21 protein-coding genes and 1 tRNA gene are annotated in these 24741 nt (G+C 58.2%); 5 read left to right on the forward strand and 17 right to left on the reverse strand.

Annotated features, from left to right (window positions below; translation table 11 throughout):
- Positions 1–3: 3 nt before the first annotated feature.
- The 13 genes from cps2T to C4N22_RS02360 form a co-directional block, all read right to left on the reverse strand.
- Positions 4–1239, reverse strand: a complete 1236-nt coding sequence (cps2T, locus tag C4N22_RS02295; protein WP_112147846.1) for a beta 1-4 rhamnosyltransferase Cps2T — start codon at positions 1237–1239, stop codon at positions 4–6.
- Positions 1240–2083: 844 nt separating this feature from the next.
- The gene (locus C4N22_RS02300; RefSeq protein ID WP_181567150.1) at positions 2084–3475 is read right to left on the reverse strand and encodes an alanine/glycine:cation symporter family protein; all 1392 of its coding nucleotides are present in this window, start codon (positions 3473–3475) and stop codon (positions 2084–2086) included.
- Between the two features lie 188 nt (positions 3476–3663).
- Positions 3664–4560, reverse strand: a complete 897-nt coding sequence (locus tag C4N22_RS02305; RefSeq protein WP_112147848.1) for a hypothetical protein — start codon at positions 4558–4560, stop codon at positions 3664–3666.
- Positions 4561–5046: 486 nt separating this feature from the next.
- A complete protein-coding gene (locus C4N22_RS02310; RefSeq protein WP_112147849.1) occupies positions 5047–6333 on the reverse strand; it encodes a sensor histidine kinase in 1287 nt (428 codons plus the stop codon).
- Positions 6323–7048: a LytR/AlgR family response regulator transcription factor gene (locus tag C4N22_RS02315; RefSeq protein WP_022257690.1), complete on the reverse strand. Its 726-nt coding sequence runs from the start codon at positions 7046–7048 to the stop codon at positions 6323–6325. Before C4N22_RS02315 ends, C4N22_RS02310 begins: the two co-directional genes overlap by 11 nt.
- Before the next feature lie 100 nt (positions 7049–7148).
- The gene (locus C4N22_RS02320) at positions 7149–8519 is read right to left on the reverse strand and encodes a sodium-dependent transporter (RefSeq protein ID WP_112114637.1); all 1371 of its coding nucleotides are present in this window, start codon (positions 8517–8519) and stop codon (positions 7149–7151) included.
- 140 nt (positions 8520–8659) lie between these two features.
- Positions 8660–9280 carry a toprim domain-containing protein gene (locus C4N22_RS02325; protein WP_112114636.1) on the reverse strand — a complete coding sequence of 207 codons (621 nt, stop codon included), beginning with the start codon at positions 9278–9280 and terminating at the stop codon, positions 8660–8662.
- On the reverse strand, positions 9277–10305 hold the full coding sequence (gene holA / locus C4N22_RS02330) for a DNA polymerase III subunit delta (protein WP_112147850.1): 1029 nt from the start codon (positions 10303–10305) through the stop codon (positions 9277–9279). The genes C4N22_RS02325 and holA overlap by 4 nt, the downstream gene beginning before the upstream one ends.
- A 66-nt stretch (positions 10306–10371) precedes the next feature.
- The gene (locus C4N22_RS02335) at positions 10372–12363 is read right to left on the reverse strand and encodes a ComEC/Rec2 family competence protein (RefSeq protein ID WP_242980923.1); all 1992 of its coding nucleotides are present in this window, start codon (positions 12361–12363) and stop codon (positions 10372–10374) included.
- Positions 12364–12432: 69 nt separating this feature from the next.
- Complete coding sequence (locus tag C4N22_RS02340; protein ID WP_112147851.1) at positions 12433–12972, reverse strand: phosphoribosyltransferase family protein; 540 nt, start codon at positions 12970–12972, stop codon at positions 12433–12435.
- Between the two features lie 22 nt (positions 12973–12994).
- Positions 12995–13327 carry a histidine triad nucleotide-binding protein gene (locus C4N22_RS02345; protein ID WP_022257684.1) on the reverse strand — a complete coding sequence of 111 codons (333 nt, stop codon included), beginning with the start codon at positions 13325–13327 and terminating at the stop codon, positions 12995–12997.
- A 30-nt stretch (positions 13328–13357) separates the two neighbouring features.
- Positions 13358–16018, reverse strand: a complete 2661-nt coding sequence (gene alaS / locus C4N22_RS02350) for an alanine--tRNA ligase (protein ID WP_112147852.1) — start codon at positions 16016–16018, stop codon at positions 13358–13360.
- A gap of 434 nt (positions 16019–16452) precedes the next feature.
- Positions 16453–17172, reverse strand: a complete 720-nt coding sequence (locus tag C4N22_RS02360; protein WP_022257682.1) for a hypothetical protein — start codon at positions 17170–17172, stop codon at positions 16453–16455.
- A gap of 112 nt (positions 17173–17284) precedes the next feature.
- On the opposite strand from C4N22_RS02360, the gene C4N22_RS02365 reads away from it, so the two are divergent.
- On the forward strand, positions 17285–18235 hold the full coding sequence (locus C4N22_RS02365) for an RluA family pseudouridine synthase (RefSeq protein WP_112147853.1): 951 nt from the start codon (positions 17285–17287) through the stop codon (positions 18233–18235).
- 77 nt (positions 18236–18312) lie between these two features.
- Here the strand turns inward: C4N22_RS02365 and C4N22_RS02370 are convergent, their stop codons facing one another.
- Entirely contained in the window at positions 18313–19332 is a 1020-nt protein-coding gene (locus C4N22_RS02370; protein WP_112147854.1) for an alpha-hydroxy-acid oxidizing protein, read from the reverse strand.
- 261 nt (positions 19333–19593) lie between these two features.
- Between C4N22_RS02370 and C4N22_RS02375 the strand changes: the two genes are divergently transcribed.
- The 4 genes from C4N22_RS02375 to C4N22_RS02390 all read left to right on the forward strand — a co-directional run bounded on the left by C4N22_RS02375 (position 19594) and on the right by C4N22_RS02390 (position 21846).
- Positions 19594–19685, forward strand: a tRNA-Ser gene (locus C4N22_RS02375).
- Between the two features lie 63 nt (positions 19686–19748).
- Positions 19749–20429: a gamma-glutamyl-gamma-aminobutyrate hydrolase family protein gene (locus C4N22_RS02380; RefSeq protein ID WP_112147855.1), complete on the forward strand. Its 681-nt coding sequence runs from the start codon at positions 19749–19751 to the stop codon at positions 20427–20429.
- A gap of 10 nt (positions 20430–20439) precedes the next feature.
- A complete protein-coding gene (locus C4N22_RS02385) occupies positions 20440–20958 on the forward strand; it encodes a DNA topology modulation protein FlaR (protein WP_112147856.1) in 519 nt (172 codons plus the stop codon).
- Positions 20959–20973: 15 nt separating this feature from the next.
- Complete coding sequence (locus tag C4N22_RS02390; protein WP_112147857.1) at positions 20974–21846, forward strand: hypothetical protein; 873 nt, start codon at positions 20974–20976, stop codon at positions 21844–21846.
- Positions 21847–21935: 89 nt separating this feature from the next.
- On the opposite strand, the gene C4N22_RS02395 is transcribed toward C4N22_RS02390, so the two are convergent.
- The 3 genes from C4N22_RS02395 to C4N22_RS02405 all read right to left on the reverse strand — a co-directional run bounded on the left by C4N22_RS02395 (position 21936) and on the right by C4N22_RS02405 (position 24654).
- Positions 21936–22673, reverse strand: coding sequence for an ATP-binding protein (locus tag C4N22_RS02395; RefSeq protein WP_112147858.1), 738 nt, complete (start codon positions 22671–22673; stop codon positions 21936–21938).
- A gap of 81 nt (positions 22674–22754) precedes the next feature.
- Positions 22755–23762, reverse strand: a complete 1008-nt coding sequence (locus tag C4N22_RS02400) for a Na/Pi cotransporter family protein (RefSeq protein WP_347476087.1) — start codon at positions 23760–23762, stop codon at positions 22755–22757.
- A gap of 85 nt (positions 23763–23847) precedes the next feature.
- Positions 23848–24654 carry a hypothetical protein gene (locus C4N22_RS02405; protein ID WP_112147860.1) on the reverse strand — a complete coding sequence of 269 codons (807 nt, stop codon included), beginning with the start codon at positions 24652–24654 and terminating at the stop codon, positions 23848–23850.
- Positions 24655–24741: the final 87 nt, after the last annotated feature.

Below are 24741 nucleotides of genomic sequence, written 5' to 3' on the forward strand. Positions count from 1 at the left end.
TGCTTATTTCCCCACAAACACATCTTCATACTGCCCACATATCTTATCCCATGTGTACTCTTCTGCCACACGCTTTTTGGCTTTCCGGCCCATCTCTGCAATTTCATCAGCATTCATCTGATCCGTCTTATCGACCAACTTTGCAAGACTCCCCGGCTTGCGGCTCCAATAAAGAGCACAATCCTCTGCGACTTCTTTATTAAAGCCAACATCAACCAGCAGGTTTAAATCTGTACTGCCGAGAGCTTCAATCAGAGACGGGTTCGTACCACCAACCGTATGACCGTGGAAATAAGCATAGGCATTCTCACGAATCTTCTTCAGCAGTTCCTGATCGTAAACAGTGCCGACAAATTTGATTCTCTTATCACTCTTGAAATGAAGTTTTTCCTCAAGCTCATTTAAGAACTTTTCATTCACATTCGTAATAATCGCAAAGTTCTTTTTGCTCTTGCTTTTCATGAACTCCCGAATCATAACTTCAAAAGAGTTCTCCGGTACAAAACGACCGACGACAAGGTAGTAGTCCTTTTTTGTCAGTCCTTTTTCTCTATACCAGTTCATCAGCTTCTCATCGTCATCAGCCAACTTACTAAGGGTCAGATCTGCACCATACGCAATAAATGTAGTCTTCGGATTTCTGCCTTTGATGCCTTTTCCGTCATAACACTCGTGGATATACTTCTCGATATTCACAGAGTCACAGATAGCAAGGTCGCAATATTTGACCATCATCTGCTCAGAAATCTTCCAATACTTCCGAATTGGTGCCGACCATTTTGCCCTCATCCACTCATGTCCATCCGGGTTCAGATACACAGTTCCACCCAGTTTATGGATTTCTCTGTAAAAATGACTAGCAAAAGGCCCAATGCGGCAAGCCATGATGTAAACAATCGGATGCGGGATATGGTTTTTCTTGATATGTTCGCAACAAGCCTTTAGTGCAGCAACATCATAATAAATTGCCTGCGCAGGACCAATCTGAGGAACATCAATTTTGAAGCAGTGGGCATTGTGGAATTCAAATTCGTGGTCGTTGATTTTTGTCACGCCATCAAATTTGCTCTCATCCATGCAGCCATCGCCATTGGCTTTGCAGGCAACATGATATTTGATGTTTTCTTTATTCTGGTGATACTCTGTGAGCTTGTAGACAAAGGTCTCATAACCTCCGTAAGCCCCCAATGACTTCGCGCCGACAAGGTATACGTGCTGCACTTCTTTTTTTGAATTCATTCCTCTATTCCATCCTCACATTTTTATCGCTAATGTTGCATCTATTCCCTTATGGATAAAAACAAACCTACGGCGGGTCGCACAAAGGCAATCCACCGTAGGCTTGAACTCTCCTTCAATCTTTATTTGCTGCTCCTTTTTGTGGGTCAAAACAGAGCTTCCAAAAGCCTCCTACATATAACCCCGGATTTTCCGCATCTTGCAGCTTTTCAACAAATAAAACATTTGAAGGACAACTCAAGCAGTCAAAACCCTTTAGTTATCGTAGGTTTTCTTGGTTGACCCTATTATTTCACACTCCCCTGTGACTAAAATTGTTTTATTCTCTAAACTCACCGCATTCATTTTTCCTTTTCTCCCGTGCAGTCATTTCATTTTAAGTCTCCGAATTCAGAAATCCAACAATATTTGTTGACGAAATTTGTATTCAATATTCATACGTATCGTTCAATTGATTTAATATGCCGCTTTATCCTGTCAGTAATAAATATATTTTATCAAATGACATTATTTCACATTTTAAGTCTCATATTATTTTATCACGTGTCTCGTCAACAATCAATAGTTTTCGCCTTGTCCTCATTATATTACTATCTGAAAAAAAATCGCATCAGCTTGAGCTTTCTTTACAAATTGTCTGATTTCTTATCGGTTCTGAACCATCAGCGGTTTCTCATTCCATAAGTTCCTGTGCTTCTCTTCTGACAAACTTATACTTTTCAGCAATCAAGCCGCTCGAATGCCCCTCTATCTCTCATTTTCCTCCAGCAAAAAAGACACCGCGCCCTGGCTTGCATCTTACAAGCAGGGTGCGGTGTCTTTATTTCTTCTATTTCCGTGATCTTTATTTCAGGTGCTTTTTCTTCTCATATTCCTGCAGAGCGGTCAAAGCTTCGCCGGACAGGGGGTAAAGAGCGATCATATTGAAAATGGTCATCAGGCCGATGCCCACATCGCCCAAATCCCATACGACCGTATAGGCTGCCACACCGCCCACCAGCATCATCGCCAGTGCCAGCAGCTTATAGGCGGTCTGCCAGCCCCAATGGTCGCCAAAGAGATAAGCCACGTTGCATCGTGCATAGAACAAAATCCCGATAAACGTTGAGAAGCTGAACAGTGCCAGCGTGACGGCAATGAACACCACTCCGAAGCCGCCCAGATGGTACTGCATCGCTGCCTGTAACAGATTCATGCCCTGCAGCCCAGCGGTCACGCTTTCCGGCGCCAGCAACATTACAAAAGCGGTACAGCTGCAGATCACGATGGTGTCAATCAGAACGCCCAGCGCCTGCACCAATCCCATCTTGACCGGGTCATCACACTCGGCAGCCGCCGCCGCGCAGGGAGCAGAACCGGAACCTGCTTCATTGGAAAAAAGGCCTCGCTTGACGCCATTCATAACCACGGCTCCAAAGCCGCCAGCGGCCGCCTGCCGCAGGCCAAATGCCTCCGAGAAAATACGGGCAAGCACGCCGGGCAGCTGCGGCAGATTGGTGAAAACAACATAGAGCGTCATGAGGAAATAGCAGCCCGCCATGATGGGAACAATCACATCCAGGCTCTTGACCGTTGCATCTTTCCGCAGGACGATGACTGCCGCCAGCGCGGTAAGCGCAAGGGTCGTCACCAGCGGCGGAATGGAAAACGCATTGGAAAACGCCTCGCTCACCGAGTTGCTGATAACCTGGCTGATGCCGCACCAGCAGATGAGCCCGGACACCGCAAACAACGATGCCACAACAGATTTTTTGAGCAGTTTCCCCCGCTTGCGCTCTGCCAGCTTGTGCAGATAAAACGCCGGGCCGCCGCGCCAGCCGCCATAAAGCGGATCGGGCTCTTTATATTTCTGCGCCAGCGTGGACTCCACAAAGGAAGTGGACGCCCCCAGCAGCGCCGTGACCCACATCCAGAACACGGCCCCTGCACCACCCACGGAAACCGCCGCCACCACGCCAACGAGGTTGCCCATACCCACCCGGGTAGCGGTGGAGACCACCAGCGTCTGGAGCGACGAAAGGCCGCCCTGCTTCCCCTGCTTTTTCTCGCAGACAGCGTCCAGCATATCCCGGAACAGCCGCATCGGAAGCAGCCGGGTGCGCAGTGTGAAATAGATGCCCGCCGTAAACAGCAGGATGACCATAAGGGAGAGGTTGAGCGTCACCCCGCCCAGCGGCAGAGTGAGCAGATCTCCCCACAAAAAATTGTAAACGCTCTCAATCAGAGTAACCAGCACCAAGTTTTCCTCCTTTGGTTGTGTTATATCGAAACACAGCGATTTTATTATAATACATCTCTTCAGGTTTGTAAATTGATTTCCGTGAAGTTCAGGACACGAAAGTGTTTCATCTGCAAAACAGCGCCGCTGCATTTCTCAGGAAATTCTCCCAGAGCCGCAGCGGCGCTGTTTTTCTTATTTCCATCTCAGTCCACGATGTTTCCATCGGCGTGCTCGGCCAGCCATTTGCCGGATTGGCCGCTGCCGTCACCACCGCTGTAGGCCTGGCTGGTCAGTTCCTTGATGAGGGCGTTTTTCTTCTGCTTATAGGTTTTTTCCGCCTCATCCGCAATGTTCTCATCCCGGCCATTTTCTCGCAGGGTCTTCCGCATGGCAGCCATGATCTGCGCAAACTCCGCGTCACACTGGTTCTGGGCGGCCGTTAGCTCCCCGCTCTTGGAGAGGACCGCAGACACTTTCGTCACAAGGTTCCGCTCCTCCACCGGGTGAGACATATACTCGCTATAGGCCGACAGCATAATACTGTAAAGCCGCTTTTCACTGCGGGCCTGCAGCTGCTCGATCTGGCGGATATACTCCGCAATCTTCTGGTCACAGAGTTCCTCCGCAGTGGGGGCACTGCTGGCCGCTGTACTGGACGGGGCACTGGCGGCTTCGGACACGGCATGGGATTCCGCCGCACTGGATGGCACGGAAGACGCGGCGGAATCCGAGGCCGAGGAAACCTCCGGGGCGGTGCTCTCCGCCGAGACACTTTCTTCCGAGGCAGCCGCCTCGGACTCCGGCATCTCTTCCGGCACGGCCTCACTGGAAGCGCTGTTTTCCGCGTCGATCTCTTCCAGCTCTTCTTTTAACTTGCTGACAGCGACCGCTTCTTCCCCGATGGCTTCCGGCAGGCCAGACGCTGCTTCCAGGTCTTGCTCCGCGGAGGCCGCCTGAGTCTTATCCCCGGCCAGCACCAGCAGCTCATGATACGTCAGGCTGGGGCCGGATTCCTTTGCGCCTATAGCCACCAGACCCGCGGCCACCACAATTCCCATGGCCAACGCTGCCACAGCCTTTCCGGCCCGTTTGTTTCGCATCCGCTCCGCCCACTTTCTTTCCGGGTATTTTAACCGTAAAATTTAAAGTTTTGTGAATTTTCTTGTTCAAGAATATCTTAATTTTACCATGCACCCGGTGAAAAAACAAGAAACAAACCGTGAAATATGACAAAACGGTAAAAAAGAAAAAGCCCGGCGAAGCTCTTGACCTGCAAAACCACATAGCCCCGCCGGGCAGCACCCCGTTCCCACACACGGTACCGCCCGCTGCGAGCCACACAGCGGTCAAGTTCTCTATGTACAGCAATCCCCAGACTGCCGCCAAGAGCCTCGTCAGACTTTCGGAAAGCAAAGGCCAGAGGCCCTGCACACACGCATCGCAGGGCCTTATGCATCAGCAGACGCCCCGGAAAAATCCGGCCGCAATCAAAGCGCCATTCCCGCTCAGGTCGCCTTTACTGCCTTTATCATAGCAGATTTGTGCCGCCAATGCACGGGAGTTGTCATATTCTGCATCTCAGGATGTCATATTCCGTTGGTCGGGAACGCACAGGTAAAGCGGAACCAGTTGTCCCGGCAGCTGAGGGTGTACTCGGCGTTGTGCGCCTCCAGCACCGCGCAGACATTGGCCAGCCCCATGCCGTGGCCAGGTTCACGCTTGGTGGAACGGGGCAGCTGCCCCTCCGGGATCTCCACATTCTGTCTGACCCGGTTGCGCACCGAGATCACCAGCTCTCCCTCCGTCTTTTTCATCCGGACATGCACCTCGGGCGGGGCCGCCTGTGCCGCTGCCTCAATGGCATTGTTGAGCAGGTTGGACACCACGATGACCAGATGCGTCCGATCCAGCGGGATGTCTTTCAGGTCTGAGAGGTCAAAGTACATCATGACCCCTTTCCGGGCTGCTTCCTCGTACTTTTTGCTGAGCAGAGCGTCCAGCAGGGGGTTGTGGGTGTTGAGGATGGCACTGTTCATCTGGATGGTCTTGCTGATGGAGGTCAGGTAGCCGCGGGCTCCGGCCACGTCGTTCTGCTGGAGCATCAGGCTCAGTGCTTCGAGATGGTTGGCAAACTCATGGGTCAGGCGACGCTGGGTGGTGTAGGATTCCATCAGGGCTTCCGCCCGCTCCTGCTCCAATGTGGCACGGTACTGAGAATCCTTTTTCTGCACCACCTGCTCGTTGAGCATCTGGACAAAGAGCAGGTGCACCAACACCGCCACCGTGAGCCCCACCGTAAACAGCACGCTGAACTGGGTGGCGTCGAACCGACCGCCCGAGACCATCAGCAGCATGTTGAGCACCACGACCACCCCCGGGAAGAACATGGCAACCACCAGCTGCAGCGGTTCCAGCGCCTGCTTCTGGCCCCAGTGCTTTGCCATCTGAGCCGTGATGCCACCCACGATGAGCATCGCCGCTGCCATGAGCAGAACGCCCAGCGGCTGCCGGATCACCTGCGCAGGCGGAACCGCTTCTAGATAGGTATAGAGATATATGACTGTATTTTCCGTCAGCAGGCAGACCACGCCGTTGACCATGCAGGCCATCAGCTTCTGGCGGATGGTCCCGCCAAAAAACGCCGATGTCACCAGCAGGTACAGCACGTTGAACGCAATGGAAGCGGCATTGAAAAAGCCGAAATCGATCCAGAGCGAAATTACCAGCATCCCGCACAATGCCAGCACCGTACAGGCAAAGGGATGTTTCCACTTGCCTTTGCCCAGCATCTCCCAGTGGATGAGGGCAAACACGCCCCACTGCACGATGCAGACCAGGTGCATCAGCAGCTTCATCTTCAACTCATAGCTCATCGCCAAACTGCCCTTTCCACTCCAGATAAGCGCCCCGGATGGCTGCATAGCCGTTCCGGCTGACGCCCAGTTCCACGCCGTTCTGGAGCATCACTTTGTAATTGCTGATCTGCCGGATATACCGCATGTTGACCACAAAGCTGCGCCCGACCCGCAAAAAACCGTCTTCCTGCAGGGAGGCGGGCAGGTCCGTCAGTTTGCCGTAGTAGGAGCAGAGCGGCTTGTGGAGCGTTTCACCATAGACATTGATCTTTCGCAGGTCGCTCTCCAGATAATAGATCTGATCCAGCGGTACCTCTGTCTCGCGCCGCCCCTGCCGGATGGGCAGCGTCCGGCACTCCCGGCTGTGCTCGGCAAGCACGGCATCCAGACAGCTGGGCAGCATCCGCTCCATATCCCGCTTGAGGAGATACCGGAACGCACGGACCGTGTAGCCCTCAGGAGCAAACTCCAGATAGGCTGAAATGTACACCAGCACCAGCTCCGGGTTCTGCTGCTTGAGCCGCCGCCCCAGTGCAATGCCGGTCATGGTCTCCAGGTCCACGTCCAGCAGGGCCAGCTGGTACTGGGCCAGGTCCGTCCGGGCCAGCACCTCCTCGCCCCGGGTGCAGACGGCGCACTGCACCGGGATGCCCCGCTGTTCCAGGTGCTGCCGGGCAAGTTGTTCCACCTGCCGGGCCACCGCGGGCTCGTCATCACAGATCAGAATATACATGGTCATTTTCCTCCTGTGGAAGCAAAAAGAGGCAGTCCTCCGGGAAGGAGGGCCGCCTCTTAGGGGTCAGTGGTCATTTACAGCGGCCCCGGCTGCCGGGTTACGCCAGGAATTTATCGTACAGGCCAAATGCAAAGATGAACAGCACGATGACCGGCAAACCGTAGGTCAGGTAGCCGCGCATCCAGTCGTGCACTTTGAGGCCATCGCCGGTGTTGACCTCTTTTTTGTAGTTCTCCCAGCCCCAGCCATAGCGGGAGGTGCAGAACAGCAGGTAGACCAGCGAACCCAGCGGCAGGAACAGGTTGCTGACGAGGAAATCCTCCAGATCCAGCACGGCGCCGCCGAAGATGGCAAAGCCATCCCAGGCCCAGAGGTTGTAGCCCAGCACGCAGGGCAATGAGAGGGCAATGATGAGGAACAGGTTGACCCAGCTGGACTTTTTGCGGTCCCAGTGCATCAGCTCCATATCGCAGCAGATGATGTTCTCAAACACGGCCAGCACCGTGGAGAGAGCGGCAAACGCCATGAACAGGAAGAACAGGCTGCCCCACAGCCGGCCCATGGCCATGTTGGCAAAAATGTTGGGCAGGGTGATAAAAATGAGGCTGGGGCCGGAGGTCTGGTCCACGCCATAAGTAAAGCAGGCCGGGAAAATGATGAGGCCGGCCGTAATGGCTACGAAGGTATCCAGCACCACCACACGGACGGACTCGCCCAGCAGCGCGCGCTCTTTGCCAATGTAGCTGCCAAAGATGGCCATGGCACCCACGCCCAGGCTCAGGGTGAAGAACGCCTGGTTCATAGCACCCACCAGCGTGTTGACGACGCCCACCTCTTTCATGCGGGCAAAGTCCGGCACCAGATAGAACTTGAGGCCCTCAGCTGCCCCCGGCATGAACAGGCTGTTGACGGCCAGGATGACCATGATGACCAGCAGAGCGATCATCATGACTTTGGTCACACGCTCCAAGCCGTTCTGCAGGCCACGGGCACAGACAAAGATGCCGAACACGACCACCACGACCATCCAGAACGCCATGATGCCGGGGCTTGCCAGCATCTCGGTAAAGGCACTTGCCACTTCATCCGCGGTCAGGCCGGAGAGCTTGCCCGCAGCCGTCATGTAGAAGTAATGCATCATCCAGCCGGCCACGGTGGTGTAGAACATCATCAGCAGGTAGCAGCCAATGAGGGTAAAGTAGCCGTGGATGTGCCATTTCTGGCCCGGCTTTTCCAGTGCCTGATAGGCGCGCACCGGACTCTTGTGGCTGGCGCGGCCCACTGCAAACTCCATGCTCATGATGGGCAGGCCCAAGATGACCAGGAACAGCAGATAGAACAGCACGAACGCGCCGCCGCCGCCTTGGCCGGCCATGTAGGGGAATTTCCATACGTTTCCGATGCCGATGGCACAGCCTGCGGAAAGCAGGATAAACCCAAGTCTTGATTTGAGTTTTTCTCGTTCCATGATTTTTCTCCTCTTTCTTCCACCGCCGCACCGATTTGTGCAGCCGGATTTTTGCCCTGCGGGCGTTTCCGTACACCCAGTGCGCATAATGTTACTATTATAGCACAATCCCCGCCGGATTACCGGGTTTTTCAATCGTCTTATTCTTCATCTTTAAAGAGTGTTTCTTGCATGGAATTCAACTGTTCAAAACTGTACAGACGGTTCAGCGCCTCCACCAGCTCCTTTTTGGAGAGGCGCGGCGGCAGGCCCAGCGCGTTGAGGAGCTTTGTTTTCCGCTCCGCGCTGCCTGCCGTGCCGGAAAGGCCCCAATCGTACAGGTCGGTATAGGTGATCTGCCGTCCCTCCGGGCGGGGGGCTGCCGCATCGGCCTCCGTGCCCAGTGCTTCCCGCAGAATCTTGACCACAATGGCGTCGTCCACGCCCTCCACGCCCAGAAGCCCCTCTTTGCCGGGCTGGGGTTTCCGCTTCTCCTTGCCGTGAATGGCCGGGACATAAGCCTGCACCACATTCCGCGCCCCTACTAAATTGGTGATGTAGTTGCGGATGCGGAACCCTGCCGCGTCCGAGTCGGTGAGCAGAATGAGGCCGTTCTTCTTCGCCAGCGCCTTGAACAGCTGCTGGCGCTTTTTGTCCTTATAGATCGCAAACCCGTCCGTCAGCAGGATCATGGCGTCGGTCAAATGGGAAAGCCGGGCTGCATCGTATTTTCCCTCCACGATCAGCACCCGGCTGGTGTGTACAAAATTTGCTTCGTTCATCGGCTGCTCCCCGCCAGTGCCAGACGGCAGAGGGCCGTTTCCATCAGCACCCCGTCGTCCACAGGCTGGCTTTTTAAACTTTTATCCAGCTCCAGCAGCACCTGCATACAGGCTTCCAGCTGGGGCAGCGTGTAGTGGGCGGCTGTCTCCGCCGAGCGCTTGAGCCGGTAATCGCTCCCCCTGTACCCGAAATCCTTGAAGACCGTGCTGTAGTTTTTCCGCCGGACCGCCCCCAGCTTGACCCGGTACAGGTCCACATAGCTGCCGATCATGGCCGCTGTAATGGCAATGGGCTCCTGCTGCAGGCGGAGCAGTGTCTGCATTTTTTTGCAGGCACCCGTGGCGTTTTTGGCCGTGATCATCCGGATCATCTCAAACACGTCTGCTTCCAGGCTGACAGTGCCCATCTCGGCCACCATGGCCGTGGTAACGGTCTTGTAGCCGGAAACGGCGCAGAGCTTGTCCACCTCATTTTCCAGCAGAAACGGGTCCTCGCCGCAGCGCTCCAGCAAAGCACCGGCCGCGCTCTCGGGCAGGTTTGTTCCCTGCTCCTTGGCCCGCTCGATCATCATGATTTTCAGCTCATAGGGCTTGGGTTTGGCCAGCTCCTCGGTAAAGCCCAGCTTTTTGCACTGGTTGATGAGCTTTTGCGCCCGCTTGCCCAGCTTGAGCTTATTGCGTTCCAGGTCAAACACGGTGCCCAGCACCACCACGGCGTTTTCCAAACTGCCCAGCGTCTCGCAGAGCTCGTCCAGGTCTTTGTCGCTGTAAGCGCTTGGGTCGATCTCCGGCAGGACGACCACGCGCCGGGTGCCAAAAAACGAGATGGTACCCGCCGCCATGATGAGCTGCTCAATGCCCGGGGTCGCTCCGTCCAGCACGGTGGTCTCTTCGTCCTCCCCTGCTGCCAGCAGCTGGGACGCAGCCGCCACCGCCCGCCGCACCAGATACCGCTCGCTGGAATAAAAATAGTAGACCGCACAGCCCTGCTCTGCCAGCTGCCGGAGTTTTGTTTCGGTTGCCAAAAGGCTGTCCTCCTTTTTGTTTTGTCAAGTGCTATTTTATCATATTCCGCCCGCTTTGAAAAGCGCTCACGAAAGCCGCTCCCCGCCACCGGGGCGGAGCGCCAGGCAGGAGGCGGTCTCTGTTTCCGCATCTTCCTCCATCCAGCGGTATGCACTGCTCAGTGTCAGGCAGTCTGTGTACTGCACCGCGTCCGGGCGGGCCGGGCTTGCCAGCAGCCAGTCAACCCGGACAGGCTTTGCCAGCGGGACACTCCCGCTCAGGGCAACAAACTGCCGCCCCGCCGCCGTGATGCGGACGATGCAGCCATTCTGTACTCGCAGCACTTCCAGCTCTGCCGAGCTGCTGTGGGCACGGCGGGTAGTATAGCGGGGCATTTCGTCTGCTGCCATCCGCTCTCTGGCTTCCAGCGTGCAGGGCGTCCGCGGGTTCATCCGCAGGTCTACCAGCATTTCCACTTCCCGCGCGCCCCGCCGGGTGAGCAGCGTTTCCACCGCCTGCTGGGTACTGCTGCCGCCCCGGAAGAGCACCACGGCGCTCTCTCCCCGCGTGATGACCACGGCCGGAGCGTTCCGGCTCCCGGCCAGCTCCACCCGGACGATCTCCCGGTTCAGGACATTCCCCAAACCGATGGCCAGCGCCGCCGTCAGCACCAGACAGGGCAGTGCCACCCGCGGCCGGACACGCCAGTGGTACGCCAGCCACCCCAGCCCCAACAGCAGCAGGCAGACGAGGGCGGCGCAGGCAGTGTCAAAATAGATCTGTGCCCCGGGCCAGCCGGATACCCAGAGGGCCCATCGGTTCAAACACCCTGCCAGCGTGGCCGCGCACAGGGAGCACACCCGGTGCAGCGGGGCCAGCGCGGACCAGCAGCCAAGCAGAGCCGTGGCAAGGCCCAATTGTAAAACGGGCTCCACCAGCCAGAGCACGGCCACACTGGACACCAGCGCATACAAGCTGGCACTCAACCCCCGGAGCACCAGCACCGGGAAAGTGGCCGCGCTGGCGCAGGCAGAAACGCAGAGCGTCTCCCACACACTGTTCCGCAGCAGCGGGAAACGGCGGCTTTTCCGGGCCAGTTCCGCTCCGGCCAATGTGCCCAGCACCGCCGCAAAAGAAAGCTCAAAGCCGATGTCACAGACGGCGTAGCTGTTGCCCAGCGTCATCCAGACGCCTGCCACGCCCAGCGAGGTGAGGGCATCCGGCGGGCCGTAAACCCAGACGCCCAGCGCGCTGACCCATACCGCCGTGGCTGCCCGCAGGACCGAGGGCGTCAGCCCGGTGACCCCGGCCAGCAGCAGGGCCATGGCAGCGCTGAACAACGCCTGCCGCCTCCGGCTGGCATAACCGCGCTCCCGCTTTTTCTTTTCCGGCAGGTATTTTGCAAACACGCTGCCGCAGAGGATGGACACATGCATTCCGCTGACCACCAGCACATGGGAAAGACCCGCCGCCCGGTAGGCACTGCGAAAGTCTTTGGGCAGATGGGTGCGGTCACCCAGCACCATGGCCGCCAGCACCCCCGCCGGGCCCTGTGCCATCCCCTTGCGCAGAGCCGCGCTCAGCCGCCTTTGGAGCCGCGCCGTTTTGGCCCGGAAGCTCTCACTCGGGCCCAGGTGCTTCATTCCTGAGAGATATTCCCCGCTCAGGGCAATGCCGTCCGCGTAGGAAGAAAGCTGCTGTGTCCGGGCTGGTACTTCCAGCGCGAAGCGGGCCTGCACCCGCTCCCCGGCCGTGCACTTTGGCATACAGACACACTCCACCCGGAATGCGGTCTTCTCACCGCCTGTCGGTTCCACCCGCAGCACCGCATGGACGACGCCCGGGTAATAGGAGGCCGACACCTCTTCCACCTCGGCGGTCAGGGTCACTTCCCGATCAGCGTAAGCGGTGTGGACACGGTCCAGCTTTTGCCGGGTATGAGCCGTGAGCAGCAGCCCGGCCAGAGCCCCCAGCAGCAGGCAGACGCCATAGCCCCGGCTGTTTTTGCCAAAGAGCAGCCAGAGCAGCGCGGGCACAAAAAATGCCGCAAACGGCAGCAAAAGCCCCGTTTGCGGCAAAAACGCGCACACCAACTCTACCCCCAGCGTACCAACGCAGAAGACGCAGAGCGGCCGACGCATATTCGATCAGTGGAGGAACAGAGGCAGCGGCTCAAGGTAGATGATATCCTTGCGCTCCGCTGCATCGCCCTCAGCCAGGACAGCCGCCTGGCCCACGATGGTGCACTGGGTCTGCTCTGCCAGAGCATCCAGTGCCTTGAGGGAGCCACCCGTGGAGATAACATCGTCCACGACCAGGACCCGCTTGCCGTTCATCTCGTCCAGCTCCTTGCGGTCGATAACCAGCTTCTGCTTGCCCTCGGTGGTGATGGATTTGTCTTCCACGACCACCGGGTCTTTCATATAGAGCTTGATGCCCTTGCGCGCGCAGACGTAGGGCTTGCCGCTCTGGCGGCTCATCTCATGAGCCAGAGGAATGCCTTTGGCCTCCGCGGTGAGCAGGATGTCAAAATCCGGGCACTTCTTCAGCAGCTCGGTGGCAGCAGCCACGGTCAGCTCGGCGTCGCCCAGCATGATGAACGCCGCAATGTCCATGTGGTCGTTCACCTTGCAGATGGTCAGCTCACGGGTCAGGCCCGCAACATGCAGGGTATAAGTCTCAGCCATAACAATTCCCTCTCTTTCAATTTCAGACGGGCAGTTTCTCGCCGCCCAGCACATGGAAGTGCAGGTGTTTCACGGTCTGGCCCGCGTCCTCGCCCACGTTGGAGATGACACGGTAGCCATTGTCGAGGCCCTGCTCCTTGGCGAGCTTGGCGATGACGGCAAACACATGGCCCAGCAGCGCGCCATCGGCCTCCGTCAGTGCAGCAGCAGAAGAGATGTGCTTTTTCGGGATGACCAGAAAATGCACTTTCGCCTGCGGGGCGATGTCATAAAAGGCAACCACCTGATCGTCCTCGTAGAGCTTCTTCGAGGGGATCTCGCCCGCCGCGATCTTACAAAACAGACAATCTTCCATGGGAATTGCTCCTTTCGGTTTTATTTAAAATCAACCCAGCTGTTTTTCCACGATGCCCTTGACAGCAGCCAGTGCCTCGTCGATCTTGGTCTCGTCTTTCAGGCCGGCCATCGCAAAGTCCGGCTTGCCGCCGCCCTTGCCGCCTGCGATGGCAGCCAGCTCTTTCACCAGCACACCCGCCTTCAGGCCCTTTTCCTGTGCCAGCTTGTTGACGGTGACCGCCATGGTGATCTTGTCCTCGGCCTTGCCTACCAGCACAGCCACCACGGGGTTCACAGCCTTGTCACGGATGCTGTCGCACATGCCGCGCAGGGTGTCGCCGGTGGTGCCGGTGAAGTAAGCGGAAGCGATCTTCACGCCATCCACTTCCTCCGCATTATCAAACAGGCTGGTCACCTTGGAGGCAGCAACCTTTGCCTTGATCTCTTCCAGCTCCTTGGTCATCGCCTTGTTCTCAGCCATGACAGCCTCGGCACGAACAGGCAGAGAAGTCACATTGTTGGCTTTCAGGGTGTTCGCCACGGTGTGCAGCATCGCCTCCTGCAGGTTTGCACGGAACAGCAGGTTCTTGCCGGTGACAGCCTCAATGCGGCGGATGCCAGCGGCCACAGAGCTCTCGCTCACGATCTTGAAGCAGCCGATCTGGGCGGTGTTCTTGACATGGGTGCCGCCGCAGAACTCGGTGGACCAGCCCTCGATATCAACCACGCGGACCACCTTGCCGTACTTCTCGCCGAACAGAGCCATTGCACCCAGCTTCTTGGCTTCTTCAATGGGCATCTCCTTGACGGTGACGTTCATGGCCTCAAAGATCTTGTCGTTGACGATCTTCTCCACACGGGCCAGCTCCTCAGGAGTGACCGCGCTGAAGTGGGTGAAGTCGAAGTGGGTGATCTTGGCGTCCTGATAGGAGCCAGCCTGATGGACATGGTCGCCCAGCACCTCACGCAGAGCAGCCTGCAGCAGGTGGGTAGCGGTATGGTTGCGGGCAATGGCCATGCGGTACTCTTTGTCCACGCGGGCGGTCAGATGGTCGCCCACCTTGACGATGCCGCTCTCCAGCACGCAGGTGTGGACGTAGTAGCCCTTGGGGGTCTTCTTGACATCCAGCACGCGCAGGGAGCACTCTGCACCGGTGATGACGCCGTGGTCAGCAGCCTGGCCGCCCATCTCAGCGTAGAACGGGGTCTTATCCAGAACGACCAGAACGTCTTCCTTGGCCTGCTCATCGGTAGCGATGGCGTCGGTCAGGGTCTCCTCGTCGCTCAGGGCAACCACGACAGCGTCGCTGCGCAGGGTGTCGTAGCCGGTGAAGACGGTGGGCTCGGCGGTGAGGCCGCCGAACAGGTCCTCGCTCCAGCCAGAGATATTCTTCTTGAGGCGCTCGGCGCGGGCACGCTCTTTCTGCTTCTGCATCTCGGCGTGGAAGCCGTCCTCGTCGATGTCGATGCCCTGCTCGGCAGCGATCTCCTTGGTCAGGTCGATGGGGAAGCCGAACGTATCATTCAGCTTGAAGACGTCCAGGCCCTTGAGCAGATGCTGGTGTGCTTTCTCCAGGCCGTCGATCATGTTGTTCAGGATGTTCATGCCGGCGTCGATGGTACGGGCAAAGTTTGCCTCCTCGGTGCCGATGACTTTCTTGATATAAGCCTCATGCTCCCGCAGCTCGGGGTAAGCGGACTCGCTGGACTGGATGACGGTCTCCACCAGCTCCACCAGGAACGGGCGGCGGATGCCCAGCATCCGGCCATGGCGGGCAGCACGGCGGAGCAGACGGCGCAGCACATAGCCGCGGCCCTCATTGGAGGGCAGGATGCCGTCCGACACCATAAAGGTGCAGCTGCGGATGTGGTCGGTGATGACGCGGATGGAGATGTCGTCCTTGTCGTTTGCACCGTAGGTCTTGCCGGCAATGCGCTCCACATGGTGCAGCACGCTCTGCACGGTATCCACCTCAAACAGGTTGCCCACGCCCTGCATCACGCAGGCCAGGCGCTCCAGGCCCATGCCGGTATCAATGTTGGGGCGTGCCAGACGCTCGTAGTGGCCCTTGCCGTCGGCGTCAAACTGGCTGAACACCAGGTTCCAGATCTCCATATAGCGGTCGCAGTCGCAGCCCACGCCGCAGGTCGGCTTGCCACAGCCGTACTCGGGGCCGCGGTCAAAGTAGATCTCGGAGCAGGGGCCGCACGGGCCGGAGCCGTGCTCCCAGAAGTTGTCTTCCTTGCCCAGGCGGACCATGTGATCGGGCGCGATGCCCACTTTCTTGGTCCAGATATCGTAAGCCTCATCGTCCTCCTCGTAGACGGAGATGTGGAGCTTATCTTTCGGAATGGCCATCCACTCGTCGCTGGTCAGGAACTCCCATGCCCAGGGAATGACTTCCTCTTTGAAATAATCCTGGAACGAGAAGTTGCCCAGCATCTCAAAGAACGTGCCGTGGCGGGCAGTGATGCCAACGCGCTCGATATCCGGGGTACGGATGCACTTCTGGCAGGTGGTCACGCGGTGACGGGGCGGCTCCTCCTGAGCGAGGAACCATTTTTTCATGGGGGCCATGCCGCTGTTGATCAGCAGCAGGCTGGGGTCGTTCTTCGGGACGAGCGGGAAGCTGTCCAGGCGCAGGTGGCCCTTGCCCTCAAAGAAGCTCAGGTACTTTTCACGCAGTTCATTCAAACCGGTCCATTGCATAGGTTTTCTCTCCTCAATTGTCCTTGGCGTTTGCACGTCAGTTTATGGGTATGCTGTTATGGCAGAGGGGCGGGCGGAGCCAAAAACAAAAACAGCCCCATCCCATCAAAAGGGACGAGGCTGCTGGTAAATCAAGCTCCGTGGTACCACCCAAATTGCAAGAGATATGATAAAACGTGTCCCCTGCCGCTTTCGGCGCGGTAACGCTGCGCAGCGTCCGGTTTCTTTCGCCGGAAGCTCCGGGGTGGCGTGAAACGCATCCTGCCGGAGCGCCTTGCAGCCTGCGGGCGCTCTCTCTGGGCGGCGGGTGGTACATTTCTGACCCCATCATTGCCATCTGTCATAATTCTGCTGCCGCAAAAGGGCACAGCGCCCCTTGCGTACAGTTAAATTATAGCATGCGCAAAGCGTTTGTCAACCGATTTGGACAAAATTCACGGAACCCAGATGCGGTCCACATGGGTTATTTCACCGTTTTGGATCGTCACGGTCGTATTTCCCGCATTCCATCCATAAATATCTTCTTCGTTGCTCATGGCATCGCAGACCGCCCGGTCTCCCTTTGCAATCACCGGGTCGGCTTCAAAATCCGCCGCGCCATCCGATAATTCGATATCGTCCGCCATGATAAGCTGCTTCGCCACTCCCACTTCATAATAAGCAGGAAAATCATCCCAGGTCAAAGTCCGGTAATGGTCCTCTTCTTTGCACAGGTCGATTCCACCCTCTTCCATTCCTCCATTGATGGCCACATAGTCGTTCTTTCGTTCTATGCTCTCCACGCTCAAAACCGTGGTGTTCTCCGTGCCATCCAGATGCGTTACAATGGTATCTCCCTCGCTCAAAGCTTCGATTTCTTCGGCTGTGTACCGGTCATAGTCGTAAACAATGGCATCGTTGATGCTGTTCTTGCGTTCCCCGACCCATACTTTATCTTTTTCAAAACTGATGTGATAGGTTCCATCTGCAAGCGGGTCACTCAGTGAAATCCCCTGCATCGGCTGTACTTCTGTTTTTTCCACTTCCGACGACGCTGTACTTGTTGCAGAAGCCACAGTACTGCTTGCGGCAGAATTGGTTGCTCCACAGCCTGCCAGTACCACACCAGCAGCCAGAATCGCCGTCAGCGCCATCATTTTATGGTTTTCTCTCATGCGAGTACCCTCTTTCTTTTGCTTGACTCAACGGTCTTGTTCCGCTACAATAAAAACGAATCAAGAACCCATTCTATTGCAACTGATTTTAAGTATAGAGAGGAAAATTTCCGTGAAAATTTTAAAAGTGAAATGTCTTGCCCCCACCCGGCTGGACAATTATTTGATGGAGCAGTTCCCGGCGCTGAACCCGGGCCGCCTGAACAAGGCCCTGCGCGAAAACAAGATCAAACTCAACGGCAAAAAGCAGCCCCTCTCCACCCGCGTCATGGCGGGCGATGAGATCAAGCTCTTCATTCTGGACGAAGTGTTGGACGCCGACCGCCGGGTAGAAGGTCCCGCCTGGAAGAACGCCCGCGGCCCCGCGCAGGTGGTGTATGACTGCCCGCAGATCCTCATCGTCAACAAACCCGCCGGCCTTGCCGTGGATGGCCCGGAGGACGACACCCTGCTCAACCGTGCCCTGCTCTATCTCAACCAGCAGGGGGAATACAAGGAGAACAGCCTCTACACCCCGGCCCTCTGCCACCGGCTGGACACCGGCACCAGCGGTCTGGTCATCATCGCCAAAACGCCCGAGGCCGAGGAGCTCTTCCTGGCTGCCATCAAAAACCGCGATGTGCAGAAGACTTACCTCTGTGTCACCTTTGGCCGCCCCACCCCGCCAGACGCCACGCTGGGCGGCTACCTGCTCAAGGACGCTGACCGCGGCATCGTCAAGATCGTGGAGGACAAGCAGCCCGGTGCCAAGGAGGTGGAAACGCAGTATGAGACCATCGCCGTCTCTGGCCGTCTGGCCCTGCTCAAGGTCAAGCTCATCACTGGCCGCACCCACCAGATCCGCGCCCACATGGCCAGCATCGGCTGCCCCATCCTGGGCGACAGCAAGTACGGCAACAACGCCGCCAACCGGGAGCTGAAGCTGAAGTATCAGGCTCTCTGTGCCTGGGAGCTCACCATGCCCCGCTTCACCCAGCCGGACTTTGCCTTCCTCAGCGGCAAAACGTTCCATGCACCGAAGCCGTGGTATTACCAGCAGGTGCTGGACGGGACGTTGAAGTAACACTCATACTCAATGAAACAGCGGCATCTCTCCGTAAACACGGAAAGATGCCGCTGTTTCGTTACATTCTATAATCTTTAAACTCTCACCATATCCCGGGTGATCTCACTCAGGCTGTGTGCCCCGCACATCTGCATGGTGTCGGCAAGCTCACCTGCGATCTTATCAATATAGCACTTGACGCCCTCTTCGCCGCCGCCATAGACCGCCGTGACGAACGGACGGGCGATGAGCACCGCGTCGGCACCCAGTGCCAGTGCCTTGAAAACATCCACGCCGGAGCGGATGCCGCCGTCCACCAGGACTTTCACGCCGCTGCCCTTAAGAGCCTCCGCGATCTCCGGCAGAACTTCTGCAGTCGCAGGGCACTGGTCCAGCACACGGCCGCCGTGGTTGGAGACGACAATGGCGGCCGCTCCTGCTTCCTTGGCCTTGAGGGCCCCCTTGACGGTCATAATGCCCTTGACGATGAACGGCTTGCCCGCCAGCGCCACGATCTCTTTCAGCTCCGCCACGCTCTTGCTGCCGGCCGGAGGGGTCATGTTCTTGAGGAACGGCAGACCGGCCGCGTCCACATCCATGGCCACGGCAAAGCAGCCGCTCTCTTTGGCCTGCTCCATCTTGGCCTTGATGGTGTCGATGTTCCAGGGCTTGATGGTGGGCACGCCGCAGCCGTTCGCCGCTCCGATGGCCTTGGTGGCCATGGTCATCACGTCGGGGTTGGTGCCGTCACCCGTAAAGGCGGTGATGCCGTTCTCCGCGCAGGCGCGCACCAGCACATCGTTATAGGTCATGTCGTTGTAGGCGTCCGAGTAGTGGAGGCTGACCGCACCCACCGGGCCTGCAAAGAACGGGTATTGGAAGCTCTGCCCAAACAGCTCCACATGGGTGTCCGGGGTGCCGTTCTCGCACAGGGTGTCCATGTTCACCCGGATGTCCGCCCACTTATTATAATTGCGGATGGCTGTGTCGCCCACGCCCTTGGCACCCGGGCCGGGGACCTGGTTTTTGCAGGCCACGCCATTGCACACCGGGCAGGCCTTGCAGTATTTGCCGATACACTGCCGCGCGTTGTTTAAAACATCAGAATAATTCATTGTATTTTCCTCCCTGTTCGTTCCTGACCCTGCGTTTTTACCAGGGTCCGCACTCTCTCTGTTCTCATCATAGTCTTTCTTTTTTCCCGCGTCAAGAGGTTTTGCAGGCGTTCGGGAGTTCCGTTCAAAAGTCGTACTACGCACCATCGTCCTTTTTGAAAAAATACAAATTTTTTTGAAAAATTGCTTGACAAAACCCCTCGTTTCAGGTATTATAGTGGAGCGCTGAGGGCCACGGCCCGAAAGCAAAACAGAAGATGTGGAAAGATGGCTGAGTTGGTCTAAGGCGCACGACTGGAAATCGTGTAACGTGTCAAAAGCGTTCTGGGGTTCGAATCCCCATCTTTCCGCCAAAACGCCCGGAACTGAAAAGTTCCGGGTTTTTGCTTTATGTGAAAATTTGAGAGGATGATAAAATGTCCATTACGATCGCCATGCCCCGGATGAGCGCCGACCCGGAGCTGACCACCGCACAATCCAAATATGTGGAAAGTCTGGCCCGGGCGGGTGCTTCCGTCCGCTGGGTGGAACTGGCTGACCCGGACAAGGCCGTGGCCGAGGCGCTGGAATGCGCCGGCCTGCTGCTGCCCGGCGGCGGCGACATTGAGCCCAGCCTCTTCGGGCAGGAGCGCATCCCGGCCTGCGGGGAGCCCAATCCCCTGCGGGATGCCGCTGAGCCCAAGCTGCTCCATGCATTCCTTGCGGCGGGCAAGCCCATCCTCGGCATCTGCCGGGGCATCCAGGTGCTCAATGCGTTCCTCGGCGGGGAGCTGTATCAGGACATCAAGCCCCTAGAGCATGTGCCTCACAACGATCACTGGGCTAAAATCCACACCGTGACCGTCCGCCGGGGCACCCTGCTGGCGGAGATCCTAAAGCAGGACACCGTTCTGGTCAACAGCCAGCACCATCAGGCAGCCAGCCGGGTGGCTCCGGGGCTGGAAATTGCCGCCCTCAGCGAGGACGGTTTCATAGAGGCGCTGGAAAAGCCGGACGCAAAGTTTTGCCTCGGGGTCCAGTGGCACCCGGAGTGGCTCAGCGAGGCCGACCCCCGCCAGCAGGCCCTGTTTGACGCTTTTGTCAAAGCCTGCCATTAAGAGGTTTTTTATGAAAATTGCGATTCTTGGCCTCAGCGGCAGCGGAAAATCCACCCTTGCCAAACAGCTGGGCAGTTTTTATCACGCTCCGGTCCTGCATCTGGACGCTGTGCACTTTCTGCCCGGCTGGGTGGAGCGCGTTCCGGGAGAGGAGGAGCAGCTGGTCACCTCGTTTCTTGACACCCACAGCAGCTGGGTCATGGACGGAAACTACACCAAAACCTGTTATGCCCGGCGGCTGGAAGAGGCAGACCAGATCATCGTCCTTGCATTCAACCGCTTTCTTTGCCTCTGGCGGGTCATCCGGCGGTGGTGGGCCAACCGGGGCGCTGTGCGGGATTCCTCCGCGCCCGGCTGTATGGAAAAGATCGACGCTGAATTCGTCTGGTGGGTCTTATATCAGGGCCGCACACCTGCCCGGATTGCCGGATACCGGCAAATTGCCCGGCAATACCCCGAAAAATTTATTTTGATCCAAAATCCCCGGCAGCTTGCACGATTTTTAAGTTCTGGTTCGTATTCTCAATAAAAGGAGGCGTTCTCTATGGCATCTTCCCGCAAAAAGCGTTCCCGTGCCGTTGTCACTCTCCTGCTCTGCCTTGCGGCAGTCTGCATCGTGGCGGCTCTTGTCCTTTACGGCCTTGCAAACCGCAAGCTGAAAGCCCTGCAGCAGGGCGCGGATTTCGAGTTCACTTACGCTGTCACCTCCCAGGGCGGCACCACCCACCCGGCCCTTTACTCCATTCTGGACCAGGCCGGGGCCACAGAGGGCCGAATGACCGGCCTCTACTCCCCCGGCCAGCTGCAGCTTTATCTTTACTCCCGCGATGCCGCCACCACCGAGACCAGCGGCGACAACTTTTTCACCGATGTCTATATTGATGCAGACCAGACTCTGTTCAATGCCGGGAAGCTTTACCGGACCCTGCGGGATTCCGTTGTTTCCAGCTACCCGCTGGTAGGGACGTTCTTCCCCGAGTGGTCGCTGCCCAATTACGTCTCGCAGGCGCAGCTGGCCCAGATGCTGGGCGTCCCGGATTCTCAGGTGGCCATGCAGGACATGTCCGGCTACACCCTGAAACTGGACCCCAAGTGGATCGTCCGCCCGGACTCCGATCCCCAGGGCTTTACTTATTTTCAGTTCCCGTCGGAGGGCGTTGGCTCCCCCACGCTGGTGCTGGGCCTGCCCCTCAAGTCTCTTCTTTTTGGCGACAGCATCCCGGTGGACATCCATCTGGAGATCCCCGCCCATGATGTCTCTGTGACCCTCACGGGCTCTGTGGCCCCTGTTGTCAACAACCTCTCGGCCCCCACAGATCTCATTCAGGACAGCGACATCGCCTCGTTCGTCCAGCTGCGGCAGACGTTGGAACAGATCGCGCAGCTCGTCCAGAGCACCCTCAACGCCATCCAATAAGCACACACGCCAAAACGGCAGGTTCCCCTCTAAATGGGGGCACCTGCCGTTTTTCTTCGTTCCTCTCTTTTGATCAGGTCACGCGCTTCTCAGCGGTCCAGAATTTTGCCGTCCACCGAGAATGTGACCACCTGCCAGGGGATCATTTTGCCGCTGTTCTGCAGGGCCGTGACCACAGCCCGCTCCAGCCCGCCGCAGCAGGGCACTTCCATCCGCAGAACGGTCACGCTCTTGATGTCGTTCTGGCGCAGGATCTGGGTCAGCTTTTCGCTGTAATCCACATCGTCCAGCTTGGGGCAGCCGATCAGCGTCACTTTGCCCCGCATGAACTCCTGATGGACATTGGCATAGGCATACGCCGTGCAGTCTGCCGCCACCAGAAGCTTGGCCCCTGCAAAGTAGGGGGCGTTCACAGGCACCAGCTTGATCTGGCAGGGCCACTGGGCCAGCTGTGAGGGCTGATTTACCGGAGCAGCCGCGGCAGGAGCCGCTGCCTCCTCCCGGTGGAACTGGTGCATCCGGCTGCCCGGGCAGCCGTGAAATGCCGAGGCTGCGGGCTGGGCAGGAGCTGCCTGTGCAGCCGCTGCTTTTTTCTGCTTGTTTTCCAGCACAGCCTGCTCATCGTAAGCAGCGGCCTCCCGCTCGGTGAATGTAATGGCACCGGTGGGGCAGCCGGGCAGGCAGTCGCCAAAGCCGTCGCAGTAATCGTCCCGCAGCAGCTTGGCTTTGCCGTTGACAAGGCCGATGGCTCCCTCGTGGCAGGCGGTGACACAGGCACCACAGCCATTGCATTTTTCTTCGTCTATGTGAATGATTTTCCGGATCATGATAGACCCTCCTTTTGAAAGTTAACATCAGTATACCACATCTGTCAACCCCTCGCCGTTGCCATGGCCACGGTTTTGACCTTATTCTGTTCTTTTTTCCGGCACCAGTGTCGTTACCAGCCGGACCATGAGAGGCGTCAGCGGCAGCCAGATCAGGGTACAGAGGGCATTGAACAACGTGTGTGCGTTGGCGATCTGCCGCGCGATAATTTCCAGCTCTTCTCCCTCCGGCGGCAGCAGCTCCACCAGCCGCACGAACCACGGCAGGGCCAGCAGGCAGACCAGTGACCCCGAGAGGTTAAAGCAGCAATGGGCGGCCGCCGCCCGTTTGGCGTCCCGGGTGCCGCCCGCCGCCGCTAAAATCGCCGTAATGGTCGTGCCGACGTTATCCCCCAGCAATACCGGAACGGCCCCGGCCAGCCCCAGCAGGCTGTGCACCCCGTCCGGCCCGGCCTGCCGTGCCACGCCCTGCAGCACGCCGATGGTCGCCGAGCTGCTCTGCACCACCAGCGTCATCCCCAGCCCCAGCAGCAGACCCCAGAGCGGCTTTTCCCGCACCTGCGCCATCCAGGCCTCAAACTCCGGGCGGAGGGCCAGCGGCTCCACCACGCTCTGGATCTGCTCCATCCCCGCAAAGAGCAGCCCGAATGAAAACACCGCCGTTCCCATCTGCCGCCCCCGCTCCGTCCGGGCCACTGCACAGAGAAAAAAGCCCCCGAACAGCACCAGCCCCAGCATTTCTTCCACCCGGAATGCCAGCAGCTGGGCCGTGACCGTGGTGCCGATGTTGGCCCCAAAGATGACTGCCACCGCCTGGGGCAGCTCCAGCAGCCCGGCGCTGACAAACCCAATGACCATGATCGTGGTGGCCGAGCTGCTTTGCACCACTGCCGTGACCACCATCCCGGCCAGCGCCCCGGTCAGCGGGGTGCGGGTCAGGGCTGCCAATGCCCGCCGCAGCCGCTCCCCCGCTGCCTGCTGCAGTGCCTCGCTCATCCGGTCCATTCCAAACAGAAACAGCGCCAGCCCGCCAAACAGTGGTAAAATCCCTGTCCTTTCCGTGGTCCTCCCTCCCTTTTGGGTTCTGATGCCATTGTATGGCCCGGGCGCATAAAAAGAACCGGGAGCGCTTCTCCACCCGGAAAAGTCCTCTCGGTTCTTTGTCTTTCCTGCATTATTTTGCAAACAGGCCCATACTGACAGCCCGGACCACCAGGCCCAGCACCACCGCCGCCACCAGCACCACGGCCATTTTGCGGCTGTAGTGCACCCGGCGCTGCTTTTTGCGGCCGCTGCCGCGGCTGCGGGAGCCATTGCCCCGGCCCGCACTCCGCCCGCTGTTTGTGCGGCGGGCATTTCCGCTGCGGGAACTTCCGCTGACGCGGCTCTGGCTGCGGGGCTTTGTGCCATTCCGGTTTCGCGTGCTGGCACGGGGCTCTTCTTCCTCTGCCTTGGCCGAGGCCAGCGGCTTTTTGGCCCCGCAGCGGCTGAGGAAATCCTCCGCCATCCGGTAATACTGCTCCAGCTCACTGGTCTTGAACGCCGTGCCCGCATAGCCCTCTTCCAGGCTCTCGATGGCCTCGTTGAAGAGGATGGCCGCCTGGGTGCCATCGGTGCGGTCCGCCGCGTGGGCGGCTTCGTTGCGGGCCGTGCGCACCGCGTTGCAGGCCCGGCGGGCCGCCGAGGGGTGCGGCGTATTGCCCAGCAGGTCCAGAGGCTTGGCCGCGTCTTTTTCCGGGTCCAGCAGCACCCGCATACACAGGGTGGTATCCAACTGCTGCCAGCTGGTCTTTCCGCTCAGGTCCGGCATTCGGTTGTAGTAATCCGGGCTTTCTTTCTGGCGCTGGGCCAGGTGCTTGAGCAGGGCATCCAGGCCGTGGGCCCCGGGCTTCTGTTCCCAGTGCCAGCGCAGCAGCTTGCGGCTGATCTCATCGCAGGCCGTCTTGATCTCAAACGCCGCTTGTAACGTCTCGTCTACCATATTGCCACTTCCTCGATTTGAAATAAAACCTCTCAGGCCGCGCTTTGGCGCGTCCAGCGATCCTCCCTCTGTCGCTGGCGCGACATC

Source organism: Faecalibacterium prausnitzii (assembly GCF_003287495.1).
Taxonomy (GTDB): Bacteria; Bacillota; Clostridia; order Oscillospirales; family Ruminococcaceae; genus Faecalibacterium; species Faecalibacterium prausnitzii_I.